Consider the following 19,793-nt stretch of genomic DNA (forward strand, 5'->3'; position numbering starts at 1 on the left):
GTAAGAAACAATTTCTCTTGAGAAGTTTTAATAATTTATTTTGTTTGTAATGTTTTGAATTCGTGTGTTTTAACTTTTTTTTATTAAATTTGATATGACAATTTCTAGCAATAGTGATTATGGAAAAATTAAAACGCCCGGTTTATCTTAGAGCTGGTACTGATGATTTTTTTAGAAAAATGCGCAACGAAGTCACCGAAACGGTATTGCAAAATTCATCATTGTACCTTTTAAATGTTGTAAAGTCCTTAGGTCTTTTGGTTTTGTTTTTTTTATTTTATGACGGTATTTTGTTTTTTGGAAACAGCACACCTTTACTTTTCCTTTTTTACATTTTGTGTGGTTTTACCATGATTGTGCTTTTTATAAATGCCTTTCATGATGCTGCACACGGAGCTTTATTTAAAAGAGCAAAACACAACGAATGGTTCTTGTATGTTTTAGAACTTTTCGGCAGCAATCACTGGCTCTGGATGCGCCGCCACATCAATCTGCATCATGCTTACCCAAACGTTCCCGATTGGGATATTGATATCAAACAAAGTGATATTATCAGAATTTTTCCAAATAGTCCGGTGCTTAAATATCATAAATACCAGCACATTTATATGTGGTTTATTTATCCGCTTTACAGTTTAAACTGGATTTATATTCGGGATTTTAAAGATTTTTTTGGAAAGAAAAACAATTACGTCAAAAAGATTGTAGACAACATTCCGCGAAAGCAGATCTTTATATTATTTGCGGCAAAAATTTTAAACTTGTTTTATATTCTTTTTATTCCGATGATTTTGCTCAATCAGCCTTGGTATTTAGTTTTGGCTGGTTGGTTTTCGATGCATTTATTCGGAAGCGTTTTGGGAGTTGTCGCATTAGTTTCTACACATGTCGATGAAGATGCCAATTTCCCCGGAACAGATGAAGATGGAAATTTATCTGCTACCTGGGCTTTACATCAAATGATTGTAACCAAAGATTTTAGCACTAACAGCAAACTGGCTAATTTTTTATACGGAGGTTTTACGCATCATGTAGCACATCATCTTTTTCCGGGTGTTGGTCACACTTATTATCCCTACATTACGCCAATAATAATAAAATATGCCCAGGAATATGATCTTCCATATACTTCATATCCTTTTTATCATGCCGTGCGCTCGCACTTCAGGATGCTGAAAAATAAAGGCGTTAAGGAAAATATTTTAATGACGGGAGAGATTTAAAAAAAATAACCCCAAAAATGATTTTTTGGGGTTAAATAAATGAAAGTATTATTATACTTGTTTGTAATCACTATGCCATACAGCTTCTTCCGGACCATCTCCTTTATGTCCGTCTAACTGAATCACAAAACTTTTAGCCGGGAAGTAAGGCGTAATATGAATGTCTAATAAGATTCTGTCTTTTTGAGTTTTGTCCTGTTCAATTTTCATCACAGTAAATTTTTCAATAAGATTTGACGGCCCTTTAATTCCGTCTAAGAACTTAATAATCTGACTTCTTAAATCAGCTTCTGTTCTTGTAGTCCAGTTTTCAAAAGCTCTTCTGTTTAAGAAATCAAAAAGTACTTTTGTAATATGGTCAAATACTCTAACTACAGAATACGTTTGTAAACCTAAATTGTCTCCGTTAAATAATGTTTTAGCAGAGAAAGCCATAATTTTACTGTATTCATTTACCATTGGCACAAGGCCCATTTTTTCAAGTTCCGAAATTTCACTTTTTTTCAAATCAAAACGAACATTTTCAACTTCATTCAGACCTCCAAACTTTTTACCTGCAACAACCTGAGACATTAGAGTTCTATATATTTTTCCTGCTAACGAAGTTGATGGCGGAACATATAAATTATCTTCTTCTCCAACTTCATCATATTTACTTCTTCCCAATAAATAATTACAAGTCATGATTGTATTTGATTTATATACATCACCGCCTGTATGGTTGGCATTAAAGAAAATATCTATAACATCATCCGGAGTTTCAAGATCTTGAAAATCTGTCAATAAAACTGCTTTGTTATCGTGTGCTATTTTAGACCATTTATCTAAAACAGCATTAGATCCTAAATAACCTGGCACAGAAAGAATCGAATAGTTTTTTCTTAAATCTAATCGGTCAAAATTCTGTTTTAATTCGGGATTCGACGTGCACTAAAAGAAGTATATGAAAAAGGAAATACGCCGCTGCCGGACAGACTTCTTAAGCAGCCTGCAAATATTGATATAAATAATCTTTCTCTTGAATATGACGAAAACTCCTTTAAAAAAGACGAACAAGGCAATTATCATTTAAAGCTTGAAAATCCTTTAAATGAAATTGTGTGTAAACTTTCATTTATTCCCTTAACAAAACCGGTTCGACATGGAGATGATGGAGTTATAAGCGGAATAAGGAAAGAAGAAATGTTCTATTATTTTATTCCAAAGTGCGAAGTAACTGGAGAAATTCAAATTGGTAATACGATTTATGAAGTAGAAGGAAGCGGCTGGTACGACCATGAATTTAGCAGACCGGCGGATGAAACTTCAACATTTGAATTTAAGCATGAAATGGACTGGAACTGGATTGCACTTCAGTTAGATAATGGGTATCAGTTATCTGGTTATGATCTTTTTGACAACACAAAAAATGGAGAACACGCCGGAGGCAATATAATTATAATAGATACTGATGGCAAAAGAACAAACGCAGAACAGTATTCATTTATACCTGAAAAGTATTGGACAAGTGCCCGAACTTTTATATCCTATCCTGTTTCCTGGAAAATAGAAATACCACAGCTTAATATTTTTCTTTCTATAACTGCAGATTTTCCCGAACAGGAATTTATTACTATTCTTTCTGCGCCCGCATTTTGGGAAGGAAGTATAAGTGCCGAAGGAAAATTTATGGATACAGAAGTTTCAGGTCAGGGTTATATCGAAAGAAACGGATTTAGTACCAAAACAAACATCGAAAGTTTTTTAAAAGCAGTAGGCGATACTACTCAGAAATCGGTAGAATCTTTAATGCCCTTAGATCCTAGTGATGAACAGTTTCACAAGTTAATTAATAGTCCTCTTGGTGTTTCTTTTTTGAGTACTGCCGATAAAGAGCAATATGTTTCATCAGTTATAAAACCTATCAGGGAAATTGTAGACCGTAGTAAAAAAGCCTGGCGGTCGTATGTGTTTTTAGCCTGTATCGATAGTGTAGGCGGAAATTCTAATCCGTTTATGGACTGGCTGGCAATGCCGGAATTGATACATACAGGATCACTAATTGTAGATGATGTACAAGACAGATCAGACACACGCAGAGGAGGCACTGCTTTGCATCATCTTTATGGAGAGGCACTGGCAATTAATGCAGGTAATGCAAGTTATTTTATTTCAGAATTATTTATGCATGAACCTAAACTTCCTGACAATATTAGGATAAAAGTTTATGAATTGTATTTTGAAATGATGCGTGCGGCACATGCAGGACAGGCAATGGATATCAGCGGGCTTCATGATCTTATGCCAGAGACTGTAAACAAAGGGAATAGTTCAACACTTGAGAATAGAATTTATACTATACACAGATTAAAAACGGCAACGCCCGCCTGTACATTAGCCAAACTGGGAGGATTAATAGGAGGTGGAAAACCAGAAGAAATAGAAGCACTCAGCAGTTTTTTAGAAGCAATTGGTGTTGCTTACCAAATAATGGATGATGTACTGAATCTGGAAGGATATGAAAATAATCTGAAAGATAAAGGAGAAGATATTACAGCTGGAAAAATAACCATGCCAGTATCAAAAGCAATGGGATTAATGCCTTTAAATCAACGCGAATATGTATGGGAAACCATTCAGACACTGCCAACGGACAGGGCGGTAATTGCATCTGTAATTCATTTATTGCAAGATTGCGGAGCCATTGAAGCGTGCAGGCAAGAAGCAGATGAACTTGTAGAAACTGCATGGAAAAAGCTTGATCAAATCCTGCCGGATTCCTTTTTTAAAGTAAGATTACGTGCCTTTGGCTGGTATGCCTTAAAAAAGGAATGATTTTTAAAGTTATTTCAAAACCGGAATTTTCACAAAACTATCATTATACCATTTTATCTGCAAAGGCACTTTTGCATCCAGAATCGTTTCATCGCTTACTTCTTTTCCGGTTCCGTAATTTAACTGGGAAAACGGATTTTTATTTACGTTAACAGAAATCAATAAACGGCTTCCTTTACTTAGTTGTTTACTCACAAAATGAGTATTGGTGAAGGAAATCGTTTGCATTTTATCAGGTTCTAAAAGCTGTCTTTTTTCAATATCTTTTGCATAACTCGCGCGGCCAATGTAATAGGATAAATGAAAAAATTCACCATTTGGCGTAACTTCATAAAGTGTTACGCCCAGATCCATATCTTTTTTATTGATGCTGCATTTGATTTCTCCCAAAAATGATCCGTTTACAATTAAAGCTTCTTTTAACGGTTCACTTATAAAAAAATAGCCGTCATATTTGCTGACTTCTTTTTGAATAATTGGACTTGGATAATAATTGTTATTACTCGTTTGACGGTCTGCAAAATCAACTTCCTGCGATAGAAATTCTTTTTTCTTAGGTTTTTGAGAATCGGCTAAATGGAAATCTCCTGATTTATTTGCTGTTAAATAAAAAGTCAGGAAATTATTGTGCATTTTTTCGAATGACGGAGCACTTTTCCATTCATTCGCGCCCATAACTTCATAATTGATTTTATCTTTTAGAATTTCAGGTTTAGTGCCATTCTTCAAAATAAAATCAAACCATTGATAGGTAATTTTTTTAATATCTATTAAAGCATTAGAGTCGACTTTGTAATCATTTAAAATTGCTTCGCCGCCAATCTGAGTTCCAAAATGTCCGTAAGGGCCAATTACAAGATAAAAAGGCGTTTTCGGACTGTACTTTTGAAGCTCTTTCAAATAATATAAACTAGAGTTTTGAGAATCATTATAATAACCATCAAAAGCTAAAACAGGAATATTAATCTGCGAAAAATCATTTTTATAAGGTGCCATTTTCTGCCAGTAATCATCAAATGATGGATGTTTTATCCATTTTTGAAACCATCTGTTAGGCTCGCCGTCAATACTGTCTAATGTTTTATATGCTGTTCCGGCTTCCCACCATCTAAATTTTAATCCTCTAAAACGAGGCCTGTTATTATTGGTAACCGTATCAAGATATTTATTGTTCCCAACATAAAAAGCCCATTCGTAATTGGGGTTAACAAAAACATTATTTTCCATTGGCAATCCCATTCCGGGTCTGTTGGCAACATAAGGAACAATTGTTTTAAGCGCCGGATGCATCTTTTTACAAGCCGCCCATTGCGTAAAACCGTTATAACTTCCGCCATACATTCCAACGCTTCCGTTACACCATTTTTGTTTGCTGATCCAGTCAATTGCGTCATAAGCATCGTTAGCTTCATTTTCATACGGATCAATTTCGTTAGGGCTGAAACGCTTTCCACGAGAATAAACAATTACACCTGTATAACCGTTATCCACAGATTCTTTTATGGTTTTAAGATCTCTGCCTTTATCACGAACATAAATCGTGTATTGAAGAATTACAGGTTTTGGATCGGTATCATTCTTTTTTCGGGCAACCATTGCAGATAATATGGCACCGTCTCGTGTTGTAATCGAAACACTGTCCTGAATATCGTAATCACTTTCGTTACCTGCTAATTTTGTAGCTTTTGTCTGTTGGGCAGAAAGCCCGCAGATTGTTAAAAATAAACTCAGAAATAAAAACAATGCTTTATTATTCATCATTTGTAAGTTTTTTAGTTAAACGAATTTAATTATAAATTTATATATTTACTTTAATAATGACTCAAATTATAACTTCATGTTACATTTTATCAAATCTTCATTTTTTTTAATATGTTTTTGCTGTGGAATTTCTGCGAAAGCACAAAATGAATCGTATGCAGAACCAGTGCAGCATACCATTGAAGATACAAGTTTTGTAAACCTAAAAGATTACAGCAAAGACTTTATTTATGACATGAAATATGCCACAGAGGATAATTTCCTGAAGGCAAAAGTATATGATTGTGCAGAATGTTTCCTGCGATTAAAAACCGTAAAGGCTTTAGTCGCTGCCAATAAAGATTTCATCAAAAAAGGATATAAAATAAAGCTGTACGATTGTTACAGACCTTTATCGATTCAGCAGAAAATGTGGGCGATTGTCTCAAATCCGGAGTATGTGGCAGATCCAAAAAAAGGCTCCATCCACAATAGAGGAGGAGCCGTAGATATTTCGTTAGTCGATGCAAACGGAAAAGAAATTGAAATGGGAACCGCTTTTGACTTTTTTGGTCCCGAAGCCGGTCACAACTACACTAAATTTTCTAAAAAAGTTTTAGCAAATCGAAAATTTCTTAAAAAAATAATGATCCAGAACGGTTTCAATTCGTTTGATTCAGAATGGTGGCATTATAATTTAAAAACAGGATTAAAAGACCCGGTTGCGAATCAAAAATGGAATTGCGAATAATTACTCAACGCATCTGATATTCTGCATGAAATACGTATTGGGCTGATACGTTTTGTTGTTCATTTCAGAAACTAATTCTCTTTTTACAATATAATCTTCTGTATCCGTAAGATACTTAATTCGCATAATCAAAACAGGCGAAGTTTTTAGGTCTTCATAATTATCTTTCATAAACATAAAAATCCCTGTGTTTACACGGTTATCAAAACCTTTGTCGTCGCGAATTAAAGTTCCGCAGTTTTCCTGATTAATATGAAGGAGCGTAACAATTTTTCCGTTTTCTAATTGTAAATAAACTTTAGAATTTTTATCAAAACAATTCGCTTTTATAAAGTCTTTGCTTTTTTGAATAAGCTGTAAATTTAAAGTTGGTAATCCGTCAGTCTGCGCAAGCGAAAAGAAAACATAACTAAAAGTACCGCCAAAGTTTTTCTCACTAATCAAATATTCATTAGTTACTTTATAAGTTCCAATCGAGTCCGTTACATTGGCACTATATTCACAAGGTTTTTGGGCAAATGCGGTAAAGGTTAATAAAAAAAGAGTTAGAGTAATTAGTTGTTTCATTTTTAGATTTAGATTATTTTTCTGCAAATTAAAACTATTTTGCTTTCATTTTTATCTGTTGTAAAAAAACAATAAATATTTCCTCCATTTTTTATTTTCCATTTCTTCCGAATGTTTTCTACAGTTTCAGGAAAGTTGCGGGTTGTAACGTTTGCCTGCTGATTTAAGAGCTCGGTTTTCATCTCATTTTTGCTGTATGAAATTACTTTCTCAATCTCAAAACGGCGTCCCGGAAAATCAATTAAATCCTCAGAAGTATATAAATGGGAATGTTTATGCAGTTTATTGATTTGGAATATCGTACTTACTTCATCAAATCCGCCTGATTTCATAATTGCCGAATTAGCTTCGTAAAGATATTTTTGAGGAAGATGATAAGTTGGAAATGGAATATCATCGCCTAAAACAAATTCAAATGTTTCAACTTTATCTTTTAAAATATTGGCTGTTTTTAAAGTTATATTGCCTAAATAGTTTTTATGAATTTCAAAGAGCAATTCCTTAACTTCATTTTCGAGAGCGATAATATGAATGTTTTTTACAAATTTCAGTTCCGATAAACCTGCCGAAATATCTAATAAAGGCGCGGTTTTAATTAAAATAGAATCAGCCTTTTCAAAATAAAAATCTAAGGATTCGGGAACATTTGGCAGACAATCCTTCAGCATAAAAACTTTGCCTTTTGCATCATTTCTTCTTGAAGGATCAATATAAATCCAGTCGAATTTTTGGTTTGAATTATTTAAAACATTAGCAGAATCCTCAGCATAAAAACTACAATTTTCAACACCTAATTGCTTGAAGTTATGTTTTACAATTGCAGATAAATCTTCGTTTATTTCGCAATGTGTAATAGTTTTAAATTGTTTGGAAAAATAATAATCATCAACACCAAAACCTCCGGTAAGATCAATTAAGCTTTCTCCCGAAATTAAGGAAGCTTTATAAGCCGCCGTTTTTTCAGAAGAAGTCTGCTCAACAGAAATTTTACTCGGATAAATAATATTTTCCGTCGAAAACCAGGTTGGTAATTTGTCTTTTGCTTTTGACTTGGCTTCAATTTGGTTTAAAATTAAAATCCATTCCACTTCAGGAAAAGGATTTTTTTGAAGCGCTAATTTTGTAATGGATTCACTGCTATTCAGCGTTATAAAATCTTGAATATTTTTACTTAAAATAGAAGTGTTCAAAGCTAAATTCTTTCGGTTAAAACAGATATAATTTTGTTATCCGGAAAAAATTCTTTTAAAATTACTTTTATCATGGTAAAAAGCGGAACTGCGATAATCATTCCCACGATTCCAAAGGTGATGCCGCTAATTAAAGTAATCAGGAATATTTCCAGCGGGTGCGAATTTACACTTTTTGATGAAATTATAGGCTGGCTGATATTATTATCGATTGCCTGAACTACTAAAAATCCAATTACAACATAAATAGTAGTTGGTAAAATTTCCGATCTAAAATCCTGACCAATTAAGCTGATCATGGTTAAAAGCGCTGCTAAAATAGTTCCAATAATCGGTCCGATGTATGGAATGATATTTAAAACGGCACATAAAAACGCAATTACAAAAGCGTTTTTGTTTCCAAAAATCACCAAAACAATGAGATAAAGAATAAATACAACCGTTAATTGAAGCAAAAGTCCAATAAAATACCGGGTTAACATATGGTTTATCTTAGTGATAGAATTTATTATTTTGTCTTCGTTTGAATCTGGAAGTAATTTTCGTGCTGTAGATTTAAACTGATCCTGATCTTTAATAAAGAAAAAAGTAATGAAGAATACCGAAACTAATCCCATTCCCATATCAGCCATAAAATTCAAAATTGAATTAATGAAACCGGTAAAATAACTAAAATTCAACATCGAAGTAACTTTTGAATCCCTCAATACTTTATTTAAATCAAAATGCTGAATATTAAAGTAGGTTTCAATACTTTGCTCTGTTTCCATAAATTGTGTCTGCAATTGATTCGTATCTAAAAGCGATAAATTATTGGCCTGAGAAATAATTAACGGAACAAACAAAAAGATAAAGCCAACCATTAATAAAATAAAAATTACGATGGCGGTCGTCGCGGCAAGTGAATCTTTGAATTTTAATTTATTCTTTAAAAACAAAACCAGCGGATTTGATATTAGGCACAATATCAAAGAAATACACAAGTAAACAATTACAGTTTGTATTTCGTACAGAAAGTATAAAACAATACCAATTATTAATATGGTAGCTAATGCTCTCAAGATTCCGTTAGAAATAGTTTTTGATGTTATCATATTTAAATTTTAGACTATAAAAATAGGAAAAACCTTTTAATATTCCCGCTTTAAAATAAAAAAGCGAGATGTTTCCATCTCGCTTTATAAGGTATTTTAAGACTGTCTAAAATTATGGCTGTCCAAAAGAATATCTTGCACCTCCGCTTACGAAGATAGCAGCAATTCTGTTTTTCTGTCCGTTAGAGAACATATACATTCCAGCATCATCAGTGTAATCCATGTAGTTCATTGTCATTTCTACCGGAGTACCAGAACAAGTACTGTAGTGTGGATAAGCAGGAATACCATAGTTTGCAGTGTTGTGAGTTGGTGTATCTGAAACTAAATCGCTTCCGCAAGTTGCATCTCCCCAAATGTGACGTAAGTTCATCCAGTGTCCAACTTCGTGAGTACCAGTTCTTCCTAAGTTGTAAGGAGCATTTGCAGAACCAGACAATCCGAAATATTTAGAATCAATTACAACTCCATCTGTAGAAGAAGCTCCTCCAGGAAATTGTGCATAACCTAAAATTCCGCCGCCAATAGTACAAGCCCATAAATTAAGCTTTGTAGTAGGAGAAGTTGGTGCTAAACCACCCTGAGCCGTTTTTTTCATGGCATCATTAGTTCCCCAAGAAGTTTTAGTTGTAGATTTTCTAATAACCTGATCTAAAACAAATGAGATTCCAACATTAGCCTTAACACCTGCAAAAAGTGCCGGTACGCTGTTAAAATCAGAGTTTTGTGCGTTGAAATCTTTGTTTAGAACATCAATTTGAGATTGAATTTGAGCATTTGAGATATTCTCTGCAGTTGTTCTGTACAAAACGTTTACTACAACAGGAATTTGAATTTTACCATTTACAAGTTTCCCTGTAAGTAAAGTTTTGTTTGTAAAAGCTTCAATTTCGTTCATTCTGATCGCTAATGTAGGATCAGCTTTTAACTGAGCTTCTAAAACATCCTGAGTTGCACAAGAGCGAAGAGTTGCTTTTGCAGCAGCAGCTTCAGATCCGCTTGAGTCAGCAGTTTGATCGTTTTGACAAGAAAACAGCACTAGTGCTGTAAATGCAGTAATAATAACTTTTTTCATAATAACGGGGTTTTTTGTTATAAAATAATAGTTTTGGTTAACCAGATCGCAATTTTATAACAAAATCATTTTGTAGCCAAATTTTTATATGGAATTATTTTTGAGAAATTTCGCAATCCCTTGTATAGTCTAGTTCCTACAAAAAAGTTAAAATTATTTTTATGATGTAAATTCTTATTTATGAATATTTTAAGAGTAAAAAAACTATAATTACATTGAAATTTAACCTTTTACTAAAACGTTTATCTAAGTTTTAACGTTTTTCCTACGTATTTCTACGTTTTTTTAAAAAGTATATTTTTATGTTAAAGAGGGAAAGAAGTAATCTCATATAGCGCAATACTCGCAGCCTGAACAACATTCATACTGGAATTTTTTCCAAACATATTGATATGCACAATTTGATCGCAGATTTTTAAAAGTTCATCTGAAATACCATCAATTTCACTTCCAATTATAAGTGCCGTTTTTTTGTTTGGAATCACAACTTCTTTTAGAGGTTTGCTATTGCTTGTAATTTCTAACGCAATAACTTCGAAATTGTTTTGCTGTAAATAAGTAATTAATTCTGAAGTTTCTTCGATGATTTGATGCGGTACATGAAGATGTGTACTGCGGGAAGTTTTGTTGATTTTTCTCGGCGTAAGCGGAATATCTTTTCCAAGAAAAATAATATTTTCGACACCAAAAGCCTCAGAAATTCTAAAGAGTGAACCTATGTTTTGCTGAAAATAAATATGATCGCAAACCAGAGTTATAGGAAATGTTTTTCGCTCAAATTGATTTTCTTCGTGAGTAAGCTGCACTTTTAAAAAAGTTTAATTGGTAAAAATATAATTGATAATGTTAGCGCCCATTTTTAAAGCCTTGTCACGAACATTTGCAGGATCATTATGCACTTCTGGATCTTCCCAGCCGTCGCCTAAATCACATTCGTAAGTATACAATAAAACCAATTTATTCTCTACAAAAATCCCAAACGCCTGTGGACGGGTTCCGTCGTGTTCGTGAATTTTAGGCAATCCGTTTGGGAACGGAAATGGTTTTTGAAAAATCGCGTGATTTGCAGGAATTTCAACTAAATTATTATTCGGGAATATTTTTTTGATTTCTTTTCGAATATATTGATCCATTCCGTAATTATCATCAATATGAAGAAAACCGCCTCCGTATAAATAATTTCTAAGATTGGTAATATCAGAATCGCTGAAAACAACATTTCCGTGTCCGGTCATGTGTACAAACGGATACGAAAGCAAATCTGGATTACTTGGTTCAACTGTTGAAGGTTTTGCTTTTATTCTGGTATTTATAGTAGAATTGCAAAAACGAATTAAATTAGGCAACGATGTTGGGTTTGCATACCAATCGCCGCCGCCGCTGTATTTAAGCAAAGCAATTTCCTGAGAAAAGGATGAGATTGAAAAAAGTAATAATAAGTAAAATATTTTTTTCATAATAATTTTAAATTGCCTGTTATTCGGCTTTTTTGTCATCCTGAGGAACGAAGGATCGCACAAGAAACTCCGCACAGAAAGTCGCCAATCTGTGTCGATCAACTAGTGTGATCCTTCGTTCCTCAGGATGACAAGATTATCTTTAATTCGGCACTTCATTAAAAAACACAACACTATGGCAAGCTACAACCGCAGCCGTTTCTGTACGCAAACGTGTATTTCCTAAAGTAACCGGCTGATATTTATTTTCAATTGCCAAAGCTATTTCTTTTTCAGAGAAATCTCCTTCTGGGCCAATTAATAAAGTAACATCTTCATTTGGCTTTAAAGTTTCCTTCAAAGATTTTTTGTCTGTTTCTTCACAATGTGCAATAAATTGTAAACCTTCGTTTTTTTGTTTCACGAATTCTTTAAACGAAATGGCATCGTTTAATTTTGGAAGAAACATTTCATTGGATTGTTTCATTGCCGATAAAATAATCTTTTCAAAACGCTCTAAATTAATCACTTTTCTTTCAGAACGATCGCAGATTATGGGCGTAATTTCCTGAATTCCAATTTCTGTAGCTTTTTCTAAAAACCATTCAAAACGATCGTTCATTTTAGTTGGCGCAACGGCTAAATGCAGACGAAATTTTGGTTCTGGAGATTTTGTTATCGAACGAACGGCAACAATACATTTATTATCTGAAGCCAATGTGATTTCAGTTTCAAACAGTAAACCGAAACCGTTTGTAACATGCAGAATATCTGAATCTTTCTTTCGTAAAACTTTTATAATGTGTTTGCTTTCTTCTTTATCAAAAGAAAAACTTTCGGTTGTTTCGTCAATATCCGGATTGTAAAATAACTGCATAATTAAAATTGAATTCGCGCTTTTGAAACCACCGCAGAAGTTTCAAAACGACTTGATAAATATTTTTGATAGCCCACAATTCCAATCATTGCGGCATTATCTGTAGTATATTCGAATTTAGGAATAAAAGTTTTCCAGCCGTATTTGGCTTCGCTTTCTTTCAAAGTAGTTCTGATTCCTGAATTTGCAGAAACTCCTCCGCCAATCGCAATTTGCTTAATTCCGGTTTCTTTGACAGCCAGTTTTAGTTTGTCCATCAAAATTTCGATTATGGTATGCTGAATCGAAGCACAAATATCGTTTAGGTTTTCATCCACAAAATTTGGATTCTCCAGTTTGTTCTTCTGTATAAAATATAGAATCGCTGTTTTCAATCCCGAAAAACTAAAATCTAATCCAGGAACTTTTGGTTTTGTAAACGTAAAAGCTTTTGGATTTCCTTCTTTTGCATATTTGTCAATCAAAGGTCCGCCCGGATAGGGAAGTCCTAATATTTTTGCGCTCTTGTCAAAAGCTTCTCCAACGGCGTCATCAGTGGTTTCACCAATAATTTCCATATCAAAAAAGCTGTTCACTTTTACAATCTGTGTATGTCCGCCGCTTATGGTTAAAGCCAAAAAAGGAAACTCAGGTTTATCATAGCCTTCTTCATCAATAAAATGGGCTAAAATATGAGCATGCATATGATTTACAGCGATTAACGGAATGTTTAATGCTAGTGATAATGATTTACTGAAAGAACTTCCTACTAATAAAGATCCCATTAAGCCCGGACCTTGTGTAAAGGCAATGGCAGTTAACTGTTCTTTTTGTACATTTGCTTTACGAAGTGCTGCGTCGATAACAGGAACTATATTTTGCTGATGGGCTCTCGAAGCTAATTCAGGAACCACACCTCCATATTGATTGTGAATTAATTGATTAGCCACAACATTTGAGAGAACTTTATCGTTATGTAAAACTGCGGCAGCAGTATCATCGCATGAACTTTCGATGGCTAGAATAAAAACCTCTGAATTTTGCATATAAAGGCACGAATTTTGAATTATATTTGACAAATCAAATTTTGAATTGCTTTGATTTGAAGCAGAGCCCCAAAATTAAAGAATTTTTATCAAAACAGCTGCCCTTTGTCTGTTCAAATTAAATTAAAACAAAATCTATAATAATACCAGTTATCAAAAGAGTTAAGAAAATAGTATCCAGAACCCTGATTGGCTTAATTTTACTTTTGCTGATACTTGCTATCACTCTTTCTCTGCCTGTCGTACAGACAAAAATTGCTGACTATATTACCGAAACTTTAAATACAGATTTTAAAACCAACATTAGTGTTGATAAAGTGGCCATTAATATTTTTGGCGGTGTAAAACTTAAAAAAGTCCTGATTTTAGATCATCATAAAAAAACGATGATTTATTCTGATATTATTTCTACCGATATTTTAAGCATCAAACGACTTGTCGACGGCGATTTACTTTTTGGCGACCTTCGTTTAACGGGTTTGATTTTTAATATCAAAACCTATAAAAACGAAGACGAAAACAATATTAATAAGTTTATTAAATTGTTTGAAACCAAAGAAGAAAAGAAACAATCAGGCAAACATTTTCTTTTTACGGCCAAAAATGCTTACATAGAAAAAGGAAACTTTTCTGTTGTAGATGAAAATAAAAGAACGCCTCAGTTTTTAGATTTTAAAAAACTAAACGCTTATATCAGCGATTTTAAATTATACGGACCTGATGTAACGACTATAATTCACAGGTTTTCATTTCAGGACCACCGCGGTTTGTATGTTTCTAATTTTACAGGGAAATTCAGTTATACCAAAAAAAGAATTCAGGTCGACAATTTAGCGATTAAAACCAAAAGATCTTCAATTTACGGAAAAGCAATTTTAAATTATAAACCTGGCGATTTTCTTGAATTTACAGATAAAGTTCAGTTTAATGTAGCGTTAGATTCGTCTTCAATTGCTTCAAACGATATTCGTTATTTTTATGACGGATTAGGTAAAAACCAGCATTTTAAAGTTAGGACTAAAATAAAAGGAACTTTAAATAACCTGAATTTAAATCACCTTAGACTTACGGATACAAACGGTTCGAAAATTTTTGGAACAATCAATTTTAGAAATCTTCTGGGAACAAAAGAACAGAAGTTTTCTATGGACGGAAAGTTCGACAAATTGATTTCAAGTTATGATAATCTGGTGGTTTTACTTCCGGGTGTTTTAGGTAAAAAGCTGCCGAAAGAATTAAAAAAAATTGGGAAGTTTAATATTGTTGGAAAAGCAAAAGTCTCGACAACAGATTTAGAAACCGATTTTAAAATGGCAACTGATTTAGGAAACGGTAAAGTCAATCTCCATATGAATAATATGGATTTTATTGATAAAGCTTCTTATTCAGGAAATATAGTTTTAGATAATTTTAATGTCGGCGCTTTATTAGATCGAAAAGATATAGGAAGAACAACTTTAGATGTTGATGTTGACGGTGTTGGTTTTACAGAAAAATATCTGAACACGATTGTAAAAGGAGACATTGCAAAATTAGATTACAATAAATATACGTACAGTAATATTGTTGTAAATGGTAATTTCAAGCTTCCTTATTATAAAGGACAAATCTCTGTAAATGATCCAAATCTAAGCCTGACATTTGACGGTTTGGTTGATTTAAGTAAAAAAGAAAGCCGTTACGATTTTCATATCAATGTCGAAAACTCTGATTTGCGAAAACTGAAATTCATCAATGATTCTATTTCTAATTTTAAAGGTGATGCTGTTGTTCAGTTAACCGGAAATTCGATCGAGAATCTTCAGGGAAATATTTATATTAAAGATGCCGTATATCAAAACCCAAAAGCTACTTATGCTTTTGATGAAGTTACGGTAAGCTCCAATTTTGATGCAGACCGACTTCGTACCATAACCATTAATTCATCGGATATTGTTGAAGGTAAAATTGTAGGTAAATTTCAATTTGCACAATTGGATAAACTGGTAATGAATTCTGTTGGAAGTTTATATACCAATTATAAACCGTTTAAAGTTAAAAAAGGACAATTTCTGCGTTTTAACTTTCATGTATATAATAAGGTTGTCGAAATGCTGTATCCTGAAATGACAATTGATTCAAGTACAGTAGTTCGTGGAAAAATAGATTCAGATTTACAGGAATTTAAATTCGGGTTCCGATCAAAACAAATCAGCGCGGCCAAAAATACTTTTGATAATATCAGAATCAGCATTGACAATAAAAACCCGCTTTATAATGCTTTCATTGAGTTAGATAGTATCAAAACGCCATATTATAAAATACGAGATTTTAATTTAATCAATGTAACATCAAAAGATACTTTGTTTGTACGTTCTGAGTTTAAAGGCGGCGACAAAGGCCAGGATTATTTCAATCTCGATTTGTATCATACTATTGATAAAAACAAAAATAATATAGTCGGCATCAAGAAATCTGAAATGAAGTTTAAAGACTATTTATGGTATTTAAATGAAGATGCAAAAAAAGACAATCAGATTGTTTTTGATCAGTATTTTAAAAACTTCACGATTGATAATATTGTATTGTCGCACGAAAACCAGAAAATTGATTTAAACGGAGTTATTAAAGGAAAAGATTATAAAGATATTGTCCTCAATTTTGAAGATGTTGATATTAATAAAATCACACCTTTTAATTCCAAATTTGTTTTCAACGGAAACTTAAACGGAAATATAAATTATAAGCAGAATAAAGATGTTTTTCAGCCCACGGCAAATATTGTAGTCGATCATCTTAATTTAAATAAAGTCGATCTGGGAACTTTGAATTTTGATATTTCCGGAGATCAGAGTTTTAGAAAGTTTACTATAAATTCTTCGATCGTAAATGGTTTTGCCGAGTCGTTTAGAGCAAACGGAACTATTGCTGTCGAAAATAAAGAGACATTCTTAGATTTAAATTTAAAACTTGAAGGATTTAATCTGGCAACATTAGGAACTGTCGGCGGCGATGTATTATCAAATGTACGAGGTTCTGTTTCAGGAAATGCTGCGGTTGTGGGGAATTTGAAAAAGCCGGAAATCAACGGACGTTTGTATGTGGAGAAAGCCGGAATGACAATTCCGTACCTAAATGTTGATTATGCATTAAGCGACAGAACGGTTATTGACTTAACAGATGAAAAATTCCTGTTTAGAAACAATCAGTTAACCGATACAAAATTCGGAACAAAAGGATTGCTGAACGGAACAATTGAGCATCATAATTTTGGAGACTGGAAATTAGATTTAACCATAACTTCAAAACGATTATTGGCGCTTGATACAAAGGACAGCGAAGATGCTGCGTATTTTGGAACAGCATTTATAAACGGAACGGCTAGTATAAAAGGCCCAACAGAAAGTTTATTTATTAAGGTTGATGCCAAATCTGAAAAAGGAACAGAAGTTAAAATCCCGATTAGTAACGTACAAAATTCCAGCGAAAGCAACTGGATTCATTTTGTTACGCCAAAAGAGAAATACAATTTATCTAAAGGTATTGTTGAGAAAACCCGAAATTATAACGGACTTGAATTAGAGTTTGATTTTGATATTACGCCAGATGCAGAGGTTGAAGTAATTCTGGATCGAAATTCCGGTCACGGTATGAAAGGAAAAGGATACGGATCGTTATTATTTAAAATCAATACGCTGGGTAAATTTAATATGTGGGGAGATTTCCAGGCATACGAAGGAACGTATAATTTTAAATACGGTGGTTTAATTGATAAAAAGTTTGCTGTAAAAAAAGGTGGTTCGATTATTTGGGAAGGAAACCCAATGAAAGCCCAGCTAAATTTAGAAGCAGTTTACAAAACATCAGCAAATCCTGCGGTATTATTAGACAATTCTTCTTTCAATAAAAAAGTTCCGGTAGAAGTCGTAATTGGTTTAAGAGGAGATTTAACGAGCCCAGAGCCTAATTTTGATATTCAGTTTCCATCCGTAAGTAACGTTTTAAAATCGGAGATACAATATAAGTTAGATGATAAAGACGTGCGCCAGACGCAAGCCTTGTATTTATTATCGACCGGTTCCTTTATGAGTCAGGACGGATTTAATCAAAGCGATTTATCAGGAACGTTTGCAGAAACGGCGGCAAGTTTATTAGGAGGCATTATTAAATCAGACAATGACCTTATTAATATAGATTTGAATTTTATATCGGCAGACAGAAGAATAGGGCAGGAAGCCGACGGACAGTTTGTAGCCAATATTTCATCACAGATTAATGAACGAATTTCGATAAACGGAAAAGTTGGTGTTCCCGTTGGCGGAGTAAACGAATCTGCTATTGTTGGAGATATAGAAATATTGTATAGAGTAAACGAAGACGGATCAATGAACCTTCGCTTATTTAATAAAGAAAATGACATTAATTATATAGGACAAGGAATTGGTTATACACAGGGAGTTGGTATTTCGTATGAAGTCGATTTTGATACTTTCAGCGAACTGGTCAATAAACTATTCAAAAGCCATAAACTCGAAAAAGCCATAAAAAATTCAGATGATTTTCAGGATTCTAATTTAAATCCGGATTTTGTTAATTTCAACAACAATAAAAAAGAAGCTGAAAAGAATAAAAAGAAATCAGAAAAAGAAAAAGAAGAGGAGAATAAACCAAAGCCTCAAAATAATAATGAAGGTCTGATTCCTGACAACGATTTCTAACACATTGTTAAAAAAGAGTATAAAAAAACCATTCGTCGCAACGAATGGTTTTTTTATGACTAACTTTAGCGTTTTTAGTAATTTTTTGCTAATGTGCTGTTCTTTATATTTTTATAACACTTCATTTAGGTATTGTTATTTTTAAAGAATTAATTAAAAAATGGGGTATTTATTATTTTAAATGAAATTTTTGGTATCAAAAAACTTATTAACGAAAACGTTTGAATTTAACATATTTTACTAATTTATTATAAACAGAACCCGAAAAGTGCTGAATGTTTGCTAAATTTACAACTTTAATACTTAAATAATGTCAAAAACAATAAAAAAAGTAGGTGTTCTTACCTCAGGAGGAGACTCACCAGGAATGAATGCTGCAATACGATCTGTTGTTCGAACATGTGCTTATCATAATATAGAATGCATAGGAATTTATAGAGGGTATCAAGGAATGATAGAAGGCGATTTTAAAGAAATGGGCCCTCGAAGCGTTAATAACATTGTAAATAAAGGTGGAACGATCTTAAAATCTGCTCGTTCTGTTGACTTTAGAACACCGGAAGGAAGAAAAAAAGCGCACGAAAACCTTTTAAAAGCCGGAATTGATGCTTTAGTAGTTATTGGCGGCGACGGAAGTTTTACCGGAGGTTTAATCTTCAACTCAGAATATAATTTCCCGGTAATGGGAATTCCTGGTACAATCGATAATGATATTTATGGTACAAGTTTTACTTTAGGTTACGATACTGCTTTAAATACTGTTGTTGACTGTATTGATAAAATTAGAGATACTGCAAGTTCACATAACCGTTTATTCTTTGTAGAGGTTATGGGTAGAGATGCAGGTCACATCGCACTTAACGCCGGAATTGGTGCAGGTGCAGAAGAAATCCTTATTCCTGAAGAAGATTTAGGTCTTGACAGATTATTAGACTCTCTTCAAAAAAGTAAAGCTTCAGGAAAATCATCAAGTATAGTTGTTATTGCCGAAGGTGATAAAATTGGTAAAAATGTATTCGAATTAAAAGATTACGTTGAAGCTAATTTACCTGAATACGATGTACGTGTTTCTGTTTTAGGGCACATGCAGCGTGGTGGTTCACCATCTTGTTTTGACCGTGTTTTAGCAAGCCGTCTTGGTGTAAAAGCAGTAGAATCTTTAATTGAAGGAAAATCAAATTATATGGTTGGTCTTAAGGAAGATAAAGTTATTTTAACTCCGCTTGAGCAGGCAATTAAAGGTAAATCTGAAATTGATAGAGAATTATTGAGAGTGTCAGACATCATGTCGACATAATTATATA

14 protein-coding genes and 1 pseudogene are annotated in these 19,793 nt (G+C 33.2%); 5 read left to right on the forward strand and 10 right to left on the reverse strand.

Annotated elements, in window-relative coordinates:
• The first annotated feature begins 119 nt into the window (after window positions 1-119).
• Window positions 120-1,223, forward strand: coding sequence for a fatty acid desaturase family protein (locus APR43_RS22730; protein WP_053470199.1), 1,104 nt, complete (start codon window positions 120-122; stop codon window positions 1,221-1,223).
• 51 nt (window positions 1,224-1,274) lie between these two features.
• On the opposite strand, the pseudogene APR43_RS22735 reads toward APR43_RS22730, so the two are convergent.
• A pseudogene (locus tag APR43_RS22735) lies at window positions 1,275-2,138 on the reverse strand (type VI secretion system contractile sheath protein TssC); the annotation flags it as partial.
• An 87-nt stretch (window positions 2,139-2,225) separates the two neighbouring features.
• Between APR43_RS22735 and APR43_RS22740 the strand changes: the two are divergent.
• Complete coding sequence (locus tag APR43_RS22740; protein WP_240514982.1) at window positions 2,226-4,037, forward strand: polyprenyl synthetase family protein; 1,812 nt, start codon at window positions 2,226-2,228, stop codon at window positions 4,035-4,037.
• Window positions 4,038-4,046: 9 nt separating this feature from the next.
• Here APR43_RS22740 and APR43_RS22745 read toward each other — a convergent pair whose 3' ends face one another.
• Entirely contained in the window at window positions 4,047-5,798 is a 1,752-nt protein-coding gene (locus tag APR43_RS22745) for a CocE/NonD family hydrolase (RefSeq protein WP_240514981.1), read from the reverse strand.
• Between the two features lie 76 nt (window positions 5,799-5,874).
• On the opposite strand from APR43_RS22745, the gene APR43_RS22750 reads away from it, so the two are divergent.
• On the forward strand, window positions 5,875-6,528 hold the full coding sequence (locus tag APR43_RS22750; protein WP_053470196.1) for a M15 family metallopeptidase: 654 nt from the start codon (window positions 5,875-5,877) through the stop codon (window positions 6,526-6,528).
• Here APR43_RS22750 and APR43_RS22755 read toward each other — a convergent pair whose 3' ends face one another.
• The 8 genes from APR43_RS22755 to tsaD all read right to left on the reverse strand — a co-directional run bounded on the left by APR43_RS22755 (window position 6,529) and on the right by tsaD (window position 13,792).
• On the reverse strand, window positions 6,529-7,095 hold the full coding sequence (locus tag APR43_RS22755; RefSeq protein WP_053470195.1) for a hypothetical protein: 567 nt from the start codon (window positions 7,093-7,095) through the stop codon (window positions 6,529-6,531).
• An 8-nt stretch (window positions 7,096-7,103) separates the two neighbouring features.
• Window positions 7,104-8,285: a THUMP-like domain-containing protein gene (locus APR43_RS22760; protein ID WP_053470194.1), complete on the reverse strand. Its 1,182-nt coding sequence runs from the start codon at window positions 8,283-8,285 to the stop codon at window positions 7,104-7,106.
• A gap of 2 nt (window positions 8,286-8,287) precedes the next feature.
• Window positions 8,288-9,379, reverse strand: coding sequence for an AI-2E family transporter (locus APR43_RS22765; protein WP_053470193.1), 1,092 nt, complete (start codon window positions 9,377-9,379; stop codon window positions 8,288-8,290).
• Between the two features lie 112 nt (window positions 9,380-9,491).
• Window positions 9,492-10,454, reverse strand: coding sequence for a zinc metalloprotease (locus APR43_RS22770; RefSeq protein WP_053470192.1), 963 nt, complete (start codon window positions 10,452-10,454; stop codon window positions 9,492-9,494).
• Window positions 10,455-10,759: 305 nt separating this feature from the next.
• Window positions 10,760-11,260 (reverse strand): TrmH family RNA methyltransferase, encoded by a 501-nt coding sequence (locus APR43_RS22775; RefSeq protein WP_053470191.1) that lies wholly within the window; start codon window positions 11,258-11,260, stop codon window positions 10,760-10,762.
• Window positions 11,261-11,272: 12 nt separating this feature from the next.
• The gene (locus APR43_RS22780; protein WP_053470301.1) at window positions 11,273-11,911 is read right to left on the reverse strand and encodes a DUF4159 domain-containing protein; all 639 of its coding nucleotides are present in this window, start codon (window positions 11,909-11,911) and stop codon (window positions 11,273-11,275) included.
• A 142-nt stretch (window positions 11,912-12,053) separates the two neighbouring features.
• The gene (locus APR43_RS22785; RefSeq protein WP_053470190.1) at window positions 12,054-12,767 is read right to left on the reverse strand and encodes a 16S rRNA (uracil(1498)-N(3))-methyltransferase; all 714 of its coding nucleotides are present in this window, start codon (window positions 12,765-12,767) and stop codon (window positions 12,054-12,056) included.
• A gap of 2 nt (window positions 12,768-12,769) precedes the next feature.
• The gene (gene tsaD / locus APR43_RS22790) at window positions 12,770-13,792 is read right to left on the reverse strand and encodes a tRNA (adenosine(37)-N6)-threonylcarbamoyltransferase complex transferase subunit TsaD (protein ID WP_053470189.1); all 1,023 of its coding nucleotides are present in this window, start codon (window positions 13,790-13,792) and stop codon (window positions 12,770-12,772) included.
• A gap of 206 nt (window positions 13,793-13,998) precedes the next feature.
• Here tsaD and APR43_RS22795 point away from each other — a divergent pair, with 206 nt between their 5' ends.
• Together APR43_RS22795 and pfkA are read left to right on the forward strand one after the other, a co-directional pair.
• Entirely contained in the window at window positions 13,999-18,489 is a 4,491-nt protein-coding gene (locus tag APR43_RS22795; protein WP_053470188.1) for a translocation/assembly module TamB domain-containing protein, read from the forward strand.
• Between the two features lie 310 nt (window positions 18,490-18,799).
• Window positions 18,800-19,786, forward strand: coding sequence for a 6-phosphofructokinase (pfkA, locus tag APR43_RS22800; RefSeq protein WP_053470187.1), 987 nt, complete (start codon window positions 18,800-18,802; stop codon window positions 19,784-19,786).
• Window positions 19,787-19,793 lie beyond the last annotated feature (7 nt).

Source organism: Flavobacterium sp. NLM, assembly GCF_002210235.1.
GTDB classification, from domain to species: Bacteria; Bacteroidota; Bacteroidia; order Flavobacteriales; family Flavobacteriaceae; genus Flavobacterium; species Flavobacterium panici.